Genomic DNA, 12,991 nt, shown 5'->3' on the forward strand with positions numbered 1-12,991 from the left:
ATTTCCCACGATATTCCGCATAACGCCGTCATACGGTTCACCGTCGGGGGTGGTTCCCGGCGTCATATCTGCCACATAGGCATATGACGATGAGATTTCCCGTTGTTCATCTGTTTCTATCCCCGCGATGGCGGAGTTGTCCCAGATGGACATGCCGTTAACCAGATAGGTACCGTCAAACTCGCTGCTGGCATGAGTCGTACCCACCCGGTACTCGCGCGCGGGCGCGCCCGGATAATCGGGTTTGTGTCGGCACAGAACGGGAATATTGTTGAAGGTTGAAACTGCCTTGCGCAGTTCATCGGGGTCACGATAAAGCTGATAAAGTTTTTGAGGGTCGAGTCCCAGCGCTTCCGCCCCCGGTATTTCATGCCCGAAATAACCGCAGACGTTCGCCTTGCTGAGATTACTGCGCTCAATCCGGAGGCGACCCACTTTATCGAACTGCCTTACCGATGCCCGGTCAAACGCCAGCATTTCGGTAATAATCATCTTTTCTCCAGTCCGGGAATAACGGCATCCCAGCCGCACTTGCAGCTGATTTCTTCGCCCGGCAGTACCCACTTACCATCCAGAAACATCCCCTTTCGCAGGTCAAACCGTTTACCGTTCGCCTTCACATGCGACGGACGCCATGTTTTACCCGCGCGGGAATGCCGCCAGATACCTTCAGTGATGCCCACCGAGCGTTGCCTGGCCGCCTGCATTACCGAGGTCGCTTTATTGTTCTGGTCGCGGGCAATCAGCGCCGCGCGCCGTCGTGTGACGCCGTAGCGTTTTTCCAGCTCATCGGTCAGAGTTTTCAGGTCACGCCCCCTGCCAACAGACTGCATGACCAGTGTTTCCACCTGGGTGAGATGTTGCTGCGGGATGGAGCGAATGAGGTTCACATTCTCCGTGATGCTGGCCTGAAGTGCGGTATTCATCTCCGCTGTCATACGGAAAGGAACCGTAAACCCGGCATCACGGAGCGCAGTGGACAGTGACGCATCGCTGTTTTTCAGGACATCACCGGCAAACCGCCTCGCCAGCCGCAGGGCCATTTCGTCAAACTTTTTCTGCCAGCGCCTGGCAAGTTTTTGCATGGCTCCACGCATCAGGTTAACGGGGGACGCATCCTGCGCGAGGTCTGTTTTACGGTACTCAGCCCGCAGCCAGTAAAGTACGCTGTTGTGCATCTCACTGACGGCATTATCCAGTTGTCTGCGGTACCAGGCCTCAATCCCCGCGTTGGGTGAAATCCGTCTCAGGGTCTGCGTTCGGGTCCTGCGGCGGATTTTCTTCGGTGTCGTCAATTTCGATTTCTCCGCTCAGGTCAATACCGCTGTACGGGCTGTCCGGTGCAGTAGCCAGCCGTTCGCGTACCTCGTTATTGGTCACCGCTCCGGCGCTCTCGTAAATCTGATCTGTTTCCGCTTCAGTTTTACGGATATTCGCCAGTTGCTCGCGCGTCAGTTCATGCAGGGGTTCAAATTCAAAAGTGATATCAGGATCGATATCGCCGAACTCAGACAACTGAATAATATCCAGTACCTTTTTCAGCGGTTTCTTCAGAAGGCGAGTGGCAAGTGCAGCGATGGTGTCGTAAAACACACGGATTTCACCCTCACTCGACGCGTTCAGTCCCGTAGGACTCAGCCCGGCGAACTTTACTGACGGTATGGCACTGACAAAGAACATGTGCTCCTGTGCCTGCGCCTGAAGGGTGTCGAGGCCATTCAGGGGTGTGTTGAACTGGAAAAACTCTTCTTTCTGCTTGTCCAGTATCAGCAGCCCCCGGTTATCACGGGTACGGTTAAACAGATCCGCGCGTTTTGCGTAATTCGGGTCCTTTTTCCCCTGTAACACCTGGCTCAGGTCCGTCATGATCCCGTTCAGTGAAAACGAATGCAGCATATCGCCCACGCTGTCGCGTGTACGCAGCCAGTTGTTGACGTAAGGCTCGGCAATCTGAACCAGTGACAGGCCGCCAAAGTTGTAGGCCGGCTTCAGCATGTCCGGAACCGGGCGGGAAATAAGATCAATCATGCGGCTGGCGTGAACCGTTTTTCCCATTACGTACCATTCGGACGGTCGATAAAAATCATCACTCAGCGGATTATCCGCGTTATACATACCCGGATACGTCCAGACAGGTTCAATAACACGAAGCCCCAGCAGGGAACCTTTCGGGATTTTTTTGTCGGAAATAAACAGCCTTGATTCCAGCTCCGCCAGGTCAGTCCAGGCCGACATACCCGATGGCGAACGCACGTCGATATAAATTTGCCCCCGCCCGAAAAAGCCGTCATGCTCAACCGCCAGCCTGAAGGCATCCCGTACGTTATAGCGCTCCAGCGCATCAGTAAGCTGCGCTATACGCGGCGCGCGGCTGTCGTCGCCCTCCCCGACCGCCTTAACCTTTATCCACTTGCGGGTCATCTCCTCGGCAATCACACTGACCATGCGCCGGTATTCCGGTAACTGAGCCTGCATGGCAAGGTACGGATAGCCCGGAAATCCTCCGTACACAAAATCAGGATACTGGCGGTTCAGTGTATCGTAGGGAGTCGAGTCCATCGCCAGAACGGCGTTACGCAGGTCTTCAGGTATGACCCCCGCCGGTGGCTCATAGCGGGCAAATTCACGCCGTGGTTTTGATGCCACTGAAGCAATCGCTTCATCGCTTATTACCATTGGTTGTGGTTCAGGCGGCCTTTCAGGCGGTGTCACCATTTTTTTACGCTTAAAAGGCCACATCAGATCAACTCCATAAAATCGTCAGAAATTACAATCGGCATTTCCATCGGGGCATAAGCAATCATTACCGAGTCAGCCAGGTTGGGCGATTTTGTGCCGTCCGGCTGCTTGTCGACCAGAATTTTACCCACGGTATTTTTTGACCATGTCGGCTGGGACAGCTCCGTAAGCAGCCTGTCTTTATTCTTCATGTTGCCGTTAATGGAGATAATCTGGTCGGGGTCGTAGTCCATGCCTTCACGGGCCCGCCACGTATTGCGGAACAACTTACGCAAGTGCCACCATCCCTGCGCTTTGGCATTGGCGAAAAAGTCCCGGTTCAGCCGTGCAGGTCTGCCGTTATCACCCGGAACGGCTTCATTGTCAGGATAAAAAACACCACCGCTGCCCCTGAACGGCGTGGCGGTAATGCATCCCCTGTCCTCCGCTTCCCGCAGCTCGTTGATAACGCGGGCATCGCCCCGGACGCCAGCGCCCAATCCGTCCTCGTCGAAGCGAAATTCATCCGCGCCAAAGTCATCGCACAGGCCGAAAACCTTCACCACTGAGTCATAGATGTCGCTGCCCTTGCCCGACCATTCCTGTACATCATCCAGCAAAAAACCGTAACGAAGAGAACAGGCGTTTTTATCCCGCCCTTCGTCGGCAACATCCATTGCGCCGATGCGCATACCTGAGGGCTGAATGCCCAGCTCAATATGCGCATCCACCGCCGCGCGCGCCCATTCTGCCGGAATGAGTATGCCTTCCGCCGATGCCTGGTAATTCAGGTCAAGCTCCTGCGCCACGATGACCGGATCATCTATTTTTTCACACTCCCTGTCGTACCAGGCCTTATCCTTACGCGGGTCACTGGTCCAGTGGAACGTGAATACCGGGATTTTTCCGCCGTGGCGCTTCTGCGCGAACGGGTTGTTCATACCGTTAACCGAGGAAAGGTCAATACGGCAGCGCGTGGTCTGGGAGAGGGCAGCGTCTATCAGTTGTGGCCGGGACAGAAACGCCGATTCGTCCACAAAGTACAGCGTTGAGCGGTCACCGCGACCGATATTGTCGCCCGCCTCGCCTTTGATAATGGCACCCGAGTCCGGAAACTCCACGCTCATAAAGCGCGAGTGTCTTCGCTCGTCCCAGCTTCCCCGGAACTCCGCAGGCAGGGTTGAAATAAATTTGCGGACCTTCCAGAACAGTGCTTTCGGGTCCACCGTACTGTCGACGTACTCTTCCTTGCGGGAGCCAAAACCGATGATCATCTCGCGGTTAAACAGGCACAACGTGCAGGCAAGACCAACCGACGTCCAGCTAAGCCCCATCTCACGGCTTTTTTCGGTCAGGCCGTTCTCACGTTTCTGCCAGCGCGCCATGATCCACTCAACCCACTCTTCCTGCTTAGGGAACAGCAGAAACGGAATAGTGACCGGCAACCCATAATCCAGATTACGCGGGTCTGTCGTCATGCCCCAGTCAATGATGAACTGGGCGGGACTGGTACGGTAAAACTGCTTCAGTGCGGGCAGCATTTCGGGGTTCTGGCGGATACGCTGTAAACGTTCCATTCGCCATTCAAAAACCTGCACGTAATCCGGCTTTTTAAAGTCAAAGGGAAACGGTAACGGCATAATCATCCACCCATCATTTTTTTGTACGCCTCCGCCGCCTGTTCCGGCGTCAGTTCGGTATTCTCAGTCCGGACCGGACCGCCCCCCGGCCCGGAAAGTTCGGTTTTCACGTTGTCCCTGAACGCCTGAACGGCAACATGACGCCCCAGCATCTCCAGATTTTTCACCTTGTCCGGCCATTTCAGTTTCTTGAGGATGCCTGTCATCTCACGGTCTTCCCCCTTTCCTTCAAACAGCTCGACAAGGTTGACGCCGCTCATGTATCGCCGCCACACCTCCGGCCACTCAGACAGTGGTCTCAGGGTCAGGTCGTCGTTAAAGATGTCGCCGATGTCCATCCTGTCGATCTCCACCAGGCGACACAGTACATATTTCGCGTCAACGCCCAACTGGTCGATTCGTTCCTGCTTCAGCTCGTTGATACGTGCTTTGATGGCTGGCTGGCTCACCAGCGCGTGAGCGCAACGAGCGGCCCATTTTTGTGAATACCCCGCCCGGATAGCAGCCTGTGTGGCGTTCAGATCGACAAGAAACTCGCGGCAAAACATATCCTGCTTTGCTTTCAGCTTCTTAGTCATAGTGAATTGTCCCGATAACTTAGTTAATTTCTTTGTTTATTACTTTCTTCATTTCTTTTCTTGCACTGCGTTCTGATATAGTCCTGCGCCCCTTCCAGTTGCTTTTGCATCGTCGTCACTCGCTCTTTGAGGGTGAAATAATCCCGTTGAGCGGTGTCTGCCAGTCGGGGGCGGGCTGCATTATCCACGCGGGCGGCGGAGGTGGATTTACCTGTCGGCATTGCGGGACAGGTGGCGTTGACGAGCAGGCGACGACGGCCAGCGGCGACATCATCGCGCAAAGCATCATTCTCAGCTTTCGCATCAGCTAATTCCTTCGTGTATTTCGCATCAAGGGCAGCAACATCACGCTGGCGCTTCGTCATGTCGGTAATTGTCGCGTTCGCCAGCTCCAGGCTGTGATTGGCGGTGTCGCGCTGGTCTTTGTAGCGGACCGCGTTACCGTGGTAGCGTTCTGTAGTCCACGCCAGCGCAACGGCCACAACCAACAATGAGGCTATTACGCCCGTGGTTATGCGGTTCATACAAGAATAACGCCGATAAAAAGGAACCATCCCCAGCCGTCAATACCATGAGCGGCAAGACAAGCAGCCGCGACAAAACATACCGTTGTGGGTAAGTATTTCACTGGTCTATCCCCCAGCACGTCAGCGCTGATTCCTGGTCACGGCGTATCACCTGACCGTAACACTGATTTTCCCTGTTGTGGCAGTCCCGACCGCCGTCATATACCCACCGGCGGATTTCCGCACATGCTCCTTTCCGGTCTCCGGCGTTCAGCTTCCGGTAAAACGTGGACGGGAAGCATTTACCGGGACCGATGTTGTACGGGCAGAATGACGCAATCCCAGCCTTCTGCGGTTCTGTCAGCGGTACATGAACATTTTTATTGACCCATGCCAGCGCCCTGTCACGCTCAATGGCGTTGTAGTGGTCACACTGGCTTTGAGTCAGTCGCTGGCCTTTCACGACTGGCTTACCATCAATGCGGGTCACACCCCGGCAGATTGTCCAGATACCGCCTGTATCGCGGTAGGCAGTCAGGTGACTGCCTTCCTTCTCATCCAGGAACTGATCCAGTAACACCGGAGCCGACGCACCGGCAGCAATCAGGGCCAACATGGCGGCGGAAAGACCGTATTTAACTTTCGTCCTTAGCGCCATCGTCTCCCTCCGATTCTTCTGCGGTGAGTACCAGCGATTTCAGCGAACTATCCGGCCTGCTGGCAAGCTGTTCCAGTATCTGATTACGCTTCTCCATCGCTGCCACCTGGTCTTTCTGCGCCTGCGCGGATTGCTGTTTGTAGTGGCGATTAACCAGAAACGTTCCGATACCGAGGATGATGCCAATCAACGCGCCGTAGTCATTCAGCGTCCATTGAGCAAACAGGCCACTGATAAACGCCCACAGGTAGGCCAGCCACGTAGTGTGCTTTTCGAGATTCAAAATGGGTGTCCTGTGAATGGAAAAAGAAAGGCCACGCCATCGCGCAGCCGGGCTAATGGTAGAAGTCCGCAGCGTGAACTATCACGGATAAAAACAGGATAGTCAGGGGCTACGGCTCGGTTCTCTAAATCCGCTAATTATCTGGCTTTTCGGGGAGAAAAGGCTTGCATTAAATTATAGGTGCATCTATAATTATTTCATCAGCAGAACGCTGAAACGGGAAGAGCCCCACCGAAGCGGGGCTCCACACAAGGAAGGGGTTATGATGAAGTTAATCATCATCCTGATTGTGCTCTTGGTTATCAGCTCGCCAGCTTACTAAGACAATCAGGTGGAGGGGAGAAATCCCCTCCAGCCCTCATTCCGATATTAGGAGTTAAACATGGCACAGTCAACAGCCGTTATCCAGCGCAGAAGCGACGAAAAGCGCGGTGTGCGTCCTAAAGGCTACAAACTGCCGGTTGAAACTATTGAACTTATCGCCACCCTCTCAGCGCAGACAGGACATCCTCAGTCCGCCATCATTGCGGAAGCCGTCAGGCTCTACGCTTCAGCGCTTCAGAAGTAACCCCGGACCGCCATCACGGCGGTCTGTTAAATTTGTTAAAAAATGCCCCTATTTAACATAATGGTGCTTATACGCCCTGGCAAAAACACACTCACCACAGAAACCACATGAGAGCGCCATTTTCAGCCGTTAAGCGGCAAAAACCGCGTGAATAAATCCTGCATAAAACACCCCGAAAAGTGAATAGCCCGTTTTCATTGCGAAACGCCTGTTTTCAGCAGTCTGCCGTCCTGAGGCGATAAAAAAGGCTCCGGGATCAGCGGAGCCTTTCAGAAGTCGGAATACAATTTTAGATGCTATAACCATAGCACATCTTTTTGTGCGCACACAAGCGATTTCAGTTCAGCCACTTCCGGGTCCATGTCGAGGGTGATCCCGTACGCCAGCAGACACCCCGCTAAAAACGCCTCAAACGCGCTCAGCGCCTTTCTGACATCGTAGAGCGGTATATCCATAGCTTCGGCAATTGCGCGTAGCGACAGGCCGCCTATGAAGCGCAGACCCACGATCAACAACTCATCCTGCGGGCAGACCAGACTCATCTGCGCAATGCAACTGTCGATCGCTATGCCGTCCTCGTCAGAACAGCCCGGCTTACCCGAAGCCTCAGGCAGGCGCTGCGGCAGCACCGACAACGAGGGCCAGTCCACCATTGAGCAATACTCCTCGCTGGCCGCCCATCGCCCCCACCTCTCCAGCACTTCCTGCATGTCTCTCCGGATCATGTTTTGGACCTCTATTTTAATCTATAAAAAATATTTGAGAGCTGGTTGCTCCCTCCCGTCTGCGTCGTTCCGGGGTCATCTGCCTGTTTTTGCAAAAATTCCTGTAATTTTGCAGTTTCTTGCAAAAAAGTTACTAATTCGCCCTGTCCCAACCTGCCCCAGCCTGTCCCATCTGTTTCCTAACCTTTTCCCCAAGCGGCTTATATATATATATGGGGTTTCTAGTAAAAAGGTTGGGACGGTTGGGACGGTTGGAACTTATTAACATTTTCAGCCTGTTACAGCGTCCCAACCTGCTTTATAAGGTTGGGTCAGGTTGGGACGCCGGTTCAAAAATCCTCATTTTTTTCCCGTCAACACGACGCTGAACGCGCTTATAACCACACTTTTGCAAAACATTGCTAATTCGCATTTCTTCGCGTTTTCCGATATGGCTGGGATTTAAGCCAATCGCATCGCGCAGTACGTCGCTTGCGCGTAAAAATTTGCGAGTTCGGGGGATTTCCTCCGTCAGCATGTCCGGCGTATCAAGCCACTTTTCGACCGTTTCCAGCCAGGCATCTTTAATCGTGTATTTTTCGTGTACACTCGCAGCGAGGCGCTCAGCATCGCGGAACTGGATACCGCCGGAGCGCGTAAACGTCTCGCGGGCTTCCGCCCACAGCAACAACAGGTCGCGCCTGATGGCCTGTACATCGACTTTCGACACCTCCACGGGTAACCAGCGACGGTTACCGGTCTTATCCGCGAGGAACTCGTCCTCGTTGGTGGTACCGATGAACACCAGGCGACGCGGGAACTGCGTGGCGAACTCACGATATTTAGGTATCCAGTTCTCATGGGTTCGCGTCACGAATGCCTTGATTGATTCGAGTTCTTTGGTATTGAGGCCGCGCAGCTCGCCAATCTCCGCAAGCAGACGCCCGCGCATCTTGCGCGCGAGGTCGTCGTCTTTTTCCGCGAAAGATATCTCAGTAAAGAACATGGGATCAGGGCTCAGCGCCTCCACGCCGGAAGATTTGCCGCAACCCTGCGGACCAACGAGAATAGGCACCATATCGGCTTTGATGCCTGGCTCCAGTACCCTGCCCGCCAGCGCCGTCCACATATACAGGGATACCGCGCGGGTGTATGCGGTGTCGGCGGTACCGAAGTGCGTATGGTAAAAAGTGTCGATGCGCGGCACGCCGTCCCACTCCAGCTCGTCCAGCCAGGTGATCGCGGAGTCAAAAGGCTGCTCGCTGGAAACCTGTAAAACGGCGTCGCGGATAAGCTCCCGCCCCACGGGTTTAAATCCGCGTTCCGCCATTGTCATACGAAGTTCCACATAATCAGCATCAGTGAACGGTCGCCACTGACCGGAGCCAGCGGGGGCTAACATGATTTCGTCGCGGAACTGGTCAAAGCGGATATCGACGCCGATAAAATCAGGACGGGCAACCGCTTTGACCGCGTTAAGGATTTCGGCCTCAATCCGCCCCCGGTTGTCACGTTCGAACGCGGGCAGCGGTAACGGCTCAGCAACGCCTGTGCTGGTCAGGTCTTCGAAGTCGTCCACACTGGCGACAGAATCACACTGGCGCTCAGTCGCCGGATTGGCAACACCAAGCTGTTTCGCGCGGGCGAAAATAGCCTGGTATCCGGTACGGTCGGCGGTGAGCTGGTCGCTGTCCCACTTATGTTCAGCACTTTTACCGTCATCGCCGCCCGCGATGGACCATTCCAGCCACAACTGGCGGGCCTCCTCTTCCCAGTCAGTACCTTTGAACCATGCCAGACGATTACCCATCGCCGCCCAAAATGAGTATTTATTACATCCGGGCTCAGCGTCGGCCAGTACCGCCGGATGCCACATCACCGCCCGCAAATCGTCAAAGGTCTGTTTACTAATGCCGTTCAGGTCAACGATGCGTGACAGGTCATCAGGGTCTGCGGAAACTTTAGCTCGTTCAGGAGCGTTAATTTCCGGTGCGCTGGCCAGCAGCATATCAACGTCAACGGGTTCCCCTGTAAAACGCTCAAAGATGGCCTTTTCATCCGGAACAAAAACCATATGATCCGGGTTGTAAACACTGTGGTCCCACTTGACGGCGTAATCGTCCAGCAGACTGATACAATCCATCAGCCAGGTTTCAACTGCGAGGCCAAGACGTTTGTACTCTTCGGGTGTGACCTGGCGACTCAGCTCAAGGCAGACACGCCAGCGATGTTCACCGTTTGCAGTAGGGTGCAGATGGCTTGGCGTTGAGTATACAAAGCATGAGAAACAGGCCAGCGCGTCGCGTAAGGCGTGCCATGCGGGCGCATTACAGCCGTCCATATCCATAAAGAGTACATCACGGTTGCCCGCATTAGCAGCGTTACGGCCTTTGGTGGCGTCCTTCATTGCATGCCAGATATAGGGCAAGCGTGCTTTTTTGGCGTTAAGCTGGGCTTTTGTATCCTGTTTAGTTGCGTTGATAGCACTAGCCCACTTTTTAACGCGCTTAAAGGTCCGGTTAAAGTCGGCATCAGTACAGGGCATAGGAAGGTTGTCTACCAGTTCCCGACCGTACGATAGATTAATCTGAGCCATAAATTACGCCTTATCTGCGGGAGTACCATGCAACAGCCAGTTAGGGTCGCAGTTCAGGGCAACAGCTATTTCCAGCAGATAACGGGGGCGGGATATAAGGCCGCTTTCAATGCGGTTAATGGCTTGCTGGCTAATCCCTGTGCGTTCTGCCAGCATAACCTGCGTCAGGCCAAGAGCCTTACGCTGGTTTTTTACTCGGGTAGCAAGTGTCATGATTATTGCCTCCTACAATTTATGTGGTATTTAGCAACAATAAATGATGTTTGTCAACTACAACAAAAATTGTATTAATAATGGAGAGCAAAAAACCAGGAATCAGGGGGTACACCATGTCACTTGCAGAACGTTTTAAAGCACGCCGTACAGAACTCGGGATGACACAAACAGAAGTTGCAACAATCGCGGGGGTCAGCCAGCAATCCATCGAAACTATTGAAAGTGGAAAAACCAGAAAACCCCGCAACATAATCGAGCTTTCAAAGGCGCTGAAATGTAGCCCCGACTGGCTTTTAAACGGTAAGAATATCATGCCCCTGGCGGAAATAAGTACACGCCGCATCCCGATCCTCAGTTACGTACAGGCCGGTGCGCTAACGGAGGCAAAAGACGTTACGGACATGGATGGAAATATGGAATACGTTCTCGCGGATTCCGACGTACCGGAGTCCAGCTTCGCCCTGCGGATAGATGGTGACAGTATGCAGCCGGAGTTTAAGGAAGGTGACATTGTAATAATTGACCCGGAGTTATGTCCTATGCCTGGCGAGTTCGTCGTTGCAAAGAACAACGGGCATGAGGCCACTTTCAAAAAATACCGCCCGTTGGGTATCGGCGTTGAGGATTTTGAGCTGGTCCCCCTGAATCCCGACTATCCCGTGCTACGAAGTGCAGATGTCCCCTTACAGATCGTAGGGGTCATGATTGAACATCGTATTTACCGCCGCAAAAGATAACCCCATCCAGAAAGAGGGCGAAAAAGCCCTCCCACCATACCGCCACTCCAAATTCTTACCAACTAAATTAACTTAAATATCAATAACGTGGTATTTTTGCGCACTTAAATACCATATTTGTGGTTTACATAATACAATCAACATAGTAATTTACGCTTCATCAAGTCGAACGGCGCGACTCAACCCGCCGAAGCAATACCGCTCTTTAACAATCTGAACCGCGTGACAGGCAGGTCGTGATGCTCCTGGCAAAACGAAATAGCACCCGATGGGATCGAGGTAAGCGCCGAGTCCGTATGCGTACGGTAAGCGTAGAGGACCACACCGCGGCAGGCTGATAAGTCACGCAAGTTGAAACGCCCCGATGACGGGGCGAGCAGTGAATTAATCAAAGGCTTCGGCCTTTTACTAATCCACTAAAACTAAGTTTAAGAGGCCGCAAACAATGCCACGTTATGACGCTACACAGTTAATTACCAGAAAGTGGAATAAACAGGATAAGACAACCACTTTCCGGCTTGAATCAAACGGAAATATCGTCGCACGTCTTTTGTCCGCCAAATTAGATCAGGAAGATTGGGAAATTATTCAGGGCCTCATTGGCTTTGTATATCACCAGGGTTTTGATGCGGGCAGCGACGCTCGCGCTGAAGAAATCCGCCAGGCTTTGGGGATAGAAAAATGAATAGTTTCCGCGAAACACAGAGCAAAGAGGTAGAAGTACAAAACCTTAAAGCAGGCGATCGGATTGATTTCATTCACTTATCTAAGCCCAGAAAAATTGAAATAATTGAACCTGGCCCCGACGGAAAAATATGGATCACATGGGAAGATGGTGCCACCTCCCGATACGCTCCAGATTGTGTTCTCGTAACAGCTTAACCACCCCATACTCCTGAATCACCCCTCTAAGTGCTGAGTAATCTTTGCCCGCCACCCCTGACGGGCCTTTTTTTCGTCAGAAAGCGCATCCGTTTTACCTTCATCCCCGCCCGCTGATGGTGGGTGCGCTTCCCTATGAGAAAAGGAGCACTGACGATGCAAAAAGTACAGTTCCGGCCTGTGGAGAAAGCACCCGCCAATAACGCGGTGCGCCGTCTTCACTGGCTGCGTAAACGCGATGCGCTGGCGCGTAACCCCGGCGCCACTTTCCCGTTAACCATTTATGTAAACGCCCACGGAGTCAGTAATGCAGATAACAACGTATAAAGGTTTTAAGCAGAATTTAACATGCTGTGGTTTCCAGTTCGAAATCGGTAAAACCTTCGAACATGAAGGCAAAGTAAAGGCCTGTTCTTCCGGCTTCCATTCGTGCGAGTACCCGCTTGATTGCTTCAGCTACTATCCGCCAGCGGAGAGCCGTTACGCCGAATCGGTGGCCGAAGGTGATATCAGCCGTGAAGATGGCGGCGACAGCAAAATCGCCAGTGCCTCTATTACAATTAAAGCTGAGCTCACAATGCCTGAGTTCGTTCAGCGAGCAATTGACTGGATATGGAGTAAGGTAGACAGATCACTTGAACAGCAGGTTATGACCGGCAACTGCTCCGCCGCCAGCAACACGGGCTACCGCTCCGCCGCCAGCAACACAGGCAACTACTCCGCCGCCAGCAACACAGGCAACTGCTCCGCCGCCAGCAACACAGGCGACTGCTCCGCCGCCAGCAACACAGGCGACTGCTCCGCCGCCAGCAACACAGGCGACTGCTCCGCCGCCAGCAACACGGGCTACCGCTCCGCCGCCAGCAACACAGGCAACTACTCCGCCGCCAGCAACACAGGCAACT

At 53.5% G+C, this 12,991-nt stretch carries 17 protein-coding genes and 1 pseudogene; 7 read left to right on the forward strand and 11 right to left on the reverse strand.

Features of this window, described 5'->3' with window-relative positions:
- The 8 genes from HV477_RS26980 to HV477_RS27015 form a co-directional block, all read right to left on the reverse strand.
- Positions 1–492: DUF2213 domain-containing protein (locus HV477_RS26980; protein ID WP_175065661.1), on the reverse strand; the 492-nt coding region annotated here is incomplete at its 3' end.
- Complete coding sequence (locus HV477_RS26985) at positions 489–1,178, reverse strand: phage minor head protein (protein ID WP_175065673.1); 690 nt, start codon at positions 1,176–1,178, stop codon at positions 489–491. The genes HV477_RS26980 and HV477_RS26985, both read right to left, overlap by 4 nt.
- 40 nt (positions 1,179–1,218) lie before the next feature.
- Positions 1,219–2,739, reverse strand: coding sequence for a DUF1073 domain-containing protein (locus HV477_RS26990; RefSeq protein WP_175065662.1), 1,521 nt, complete (start codon positions 2,737–2,739; stop codon positions 1,219–1,221).
- A complete protein-coding gene (locus tag HV477_RS26995; RefSeq protein WP_175065663.1) occupies positions 2,739–4,358 on the reverse strand; it encodes a TerL protein in 1,620 nt (539 codons plus the stop codon). Before HV477_RS26995 ends, HV477_RS26990 begins: the two co-directional genes overlap by 1 nt.
- Positions 4,359–4,360: 2 nt before the next feature.
- Positions 4,361–4,936 (reverse strand): terminase small subunit, encoded by a 576-nt coding sequence (locus HV477_RS27000; RefSeq protein WP_175065664.1) that lies wholly within the window; start codon positions 4,934–4,936, stop codon positions 4,361–4,363.
- Between the two features lie 23 nt (positions 4,937–4,959).
- Positions 4,960–5,460, reverse strand: a complete 501-nt coding sequence (locus HV477_RS27005; RefSeq protein WP_175065665.1) for a lysis protein — start codon at positions 5,458–5,460, stop codon at positions 4,960–4,962.
- A gap of 100 nt (positions 5,461–5,560) precedes the next feature.
- Positions 5,561–6,100, reverse strand: a complete 540-nt coding sequence (locus tag HV477_RS27010; RefSeq protein WP_175065666.1) for a lysozyme — start codon at positions 6,098–6,100, stop codon at positions 5,561–5,563.
- Positions 6,078–6,383 carry an HP1 family phage holin gene (locus HV477_RS27015; protein WP_175065667.1) on the reverse strand — a complete coding sequence of 102 codons (306 nt, stop codon included), beginning with the start codon at positions 6,381–6,383 and terminating at the stop codon, positions 6,078–6,080. Before HV477_RS27015 ends, HV477_RS27010 begins: the two co-directional genes overlap by 23 nt.
- A gap of 262 nt (positions 6,384–6,645) precedes the next feature.
- Between HV477_RS27015 and HV477_RS29170 the strand changes: the two genes are divergently transcribed.
- Together HV477_RS29170 and HV477_RS27025 are read left to right on the forward strand one after the other, a co-directional pair.
- Positions 6,646–6,705 carry a type I toxin-antitoxin system Ibs family toxin gene (locus tag HV477_RS29170; RefSeq protein WP_112041632.1) on the forward strand — a complete coding sequence of 20 codons (60 nt, stop codon included), beginning with the start codon at positions 6,646–6,648 and terminating at the stop codon, positions 6,703–6,705.
- 60 nt (positions 6,706–6,765) lie between these two features.
- Complete coding sequence (locus tag HV477_RS27025; RefSeq protein WP_175065668.1) at positions 6,766–6,951, forward strand: hypothetical protein; 186 nt, start codon at positions 6,766–6,768, stop codon at positions 6,949–6,951.
- Positions 6,952–7,247: 296 nt separating this feature from the next.
- Here the strand turns inward: HV477_RS27025 and HV477_RS27030 are convergent, their stop codons facing one another.
- The 3 genes from HV477_RS27030 to HV477_RS27040 all read right to left on the reverse strand — a co-directional run bounded on the left by HV477_RS27030 (position 7,248) and on the right by HV477_RS27040 (position 10,464).
- Positions 7,248–7,676, reverse strand: coding sequence for an antiterminator Q family protein (locus HV477_RS27030; RefSeq protein WP_217487900.1), 429 nt, complete (start codon positions 7,674–7,676; stop codon positions 7,248–7,250).
- Between the two features lie 298 nt (positions 7,677–7,974).
- A complete protein-coding gene (locus tag HV477_RS27035; RefSeq protein WP_254621734.1) occupies positions 7,975–10,251 on the reverse strand; it encodes a virulence-associated E family protein in 2,277 nt (758 codons plus the stop codon).
- Positions 10,252–10,254: 3 nt separating this feature from the next.
- Positions 10,255–10,464 carry a helix-turn-helix domain-containing protein gene (locus tag HV477_RS27040; RefSeq protein ID WP_175065669.1) on the reverse strand — a complete coding sequence of 70 codons (210 nt, stop codon included), beginning with the start codon at positions 10,462–10,464 and terminating at the stop codon, positions 10,255–10,257.
- Between the two features lie 116 nt (positions 10,465–10,580).
- On the opposite strand from HV477_RS27040, the gene HV477_RS27045 reads away from it, so the two are divergent.
- The 5 genes and pseudogenes from HV477_RS27045 to HV477_RS27065 all read left to right on the forward strand — a co-directional run.
- Positions 10,581–11,204: a LexA family transcriptional regulator gene (locus HV477_RS27045; RefSeq protein ID WP_175065670.1), complete on the forward strand. Its 624-nt coding sequence runs from the start codon at positions 10,581–10,583 to the stop codon at positions 11,202–11,204.
- A gap of 445 nt (positions 11,205–11,649) precedes the next feature.
- Positions 11,650–11,889, forward strand: coding sequence for a hypothetical protein (locus HV477_RS27050; protein ID WP_175065671.1), 240 nt, complete (start codon positions 11,650–11,652; stop codon positions 11,887–11,889).
- Complete coding sequence (locus tag HV477_RS27055; protein WP_157934873.1) at positions 11,886–12,086, forward strand: hypothetical protein; 201 nt, start codon at positions 11,886–11,888, stop codon at positions 12,084–12,086. The genes HV477_RS27050 and HV477_RS27055 overlap by 4 nt, the downstream gene beginning before the upstream one ends.
- Positions 12,087–12,242: 156 nt before the next feature.
- Complete coding sequence (locus HV477_RS27060) at positions 12,243–12,413, forward strand: hypothetical protein (RefSeq protein ID WP_175065672.1); 171 nt, start codon at positions 12,243–12,245, stop codon at positions 12,411–12,413.
- Positions 12,394–12,991, forward strand: a pseudogene (locus tag HV477_RS27065) (hypothetical protein); the annotation flags it as partial. The gene HV477_RS27060 and the pseudogene HV477_RS27065, both read left to right, overlap by 20 nt.

The sequence above is a fragment of the Salmonella sp. SG203 genome (genome assembly GCF_013350575.1).
GTDB lineage: Bacteria > Pseudomonadota > Gammaproteobacteria > Enterobacterales > Enterobacteriaceae > Salmonella > Salmonella enterica.

Excerpts from the sequence above, each read along its gene's own strand:
- HV477_RS27040 (WP_175065669.1), bottom strand. The coding sequence starts at position 10,464 with ATGACACTTGCTACCCGAGTAAAAAACCAGCGTAAGGCTCTTGGCCTG.
- HV477_RS27050 (WP_175065671.1), top strand. The coding sequence starts at position 11,650 with ATGCCACGTTATGACGCTACACAGTTAATTACCAGAAAGTGGAATAAA.
- HV477_RS27000 (WP_175065664.1), bottom strand. The coding sequence starts at position 4,936 with ATGACTAAGAAGCTGAAAGCAAAGCAGGATATGTTTTGCCGCGAGTTT.
- HV477_RS26985 (WP_175065673.1), bottom strand. The coding sequence starts at position 1,178 with ATGCACAACAGCGTACTTTACTGGCTGCGGGCTGAGTACCGTAAAACA.
- HV477_RS26995 (WP_175065663.1), bottom strand. The coding sequence starts at position 4,358 with ATGCCGTTACCGTTTCCCTTTGACTTTAAAAAGCCGGATTACGTGCAG.
- HV477_RS27060 (WP_175065672.1), top strand. The coding sequence starts at position 12,243 with ATGCAAAAAGTACAGTTCCGGCCTGTGGAGAAAGCACCCGCCAATAAC.
- HV477_RS27055 (WP_157934873.1), top strand. The coding sequence starts at position 11,886 with ATGAATAGTTTCCGCGAAACACAGAGCAAAGAGGTAGAAGTACAAAAC.
- HV477_RS27045 (WP_175065670.1), top strand. The coding sequence starts at position 10,581 with ATGTCACTTGCAGAACGTTTTAAAGCACGCCGTACAGAACTCGGGATG.
- HV477_RS27010 (WP_175065666.1), bottom strand. The coding sequence starts at position 6,100 with ATGGCGCTAAGGACGAAAGTTAAATACGGTCTTTCCGCCGCCATGTTG.
- HV477_RS27030 (WP_217487900.1), bottom strand. The coding sequence starts at position 7,676 with ATGATCCGGAGAGACATGCAGGAAGTGCTGGAGAGGTGGGGGCGATGG.
- HV477_RS26990 (WP_175065662.1), bottom strand. The coding sequence starts at position 2,739 with ATGTGGCCTTTTAAGCGTAAAAAAATGGTGACACCGCCTGAAAGGCCG.
- HV477_RS27005 (WP_175065665.1), bottom strand. The coding sequence starts at position 5,460 with ATGAACCGCATAACCACGGGCGTAATAGCCTCATTGTTGGTTGTGGCC.
- HV477_RS27035 (WP_254621734.1), bottom strand. The coding sequence starts at position 10,251 with ATGGCTCAGATTAATCTATCGTACGGTCGGGAACTGGTAGACAACCTT.
- HV477_RS27025 (WP_175065668.1), top strand. The coding sequence starts at position 6,766 with ATGGCACAGTCAACAGCCGTTATCCAGCGCAGAAGCGACGAAAAGCGC.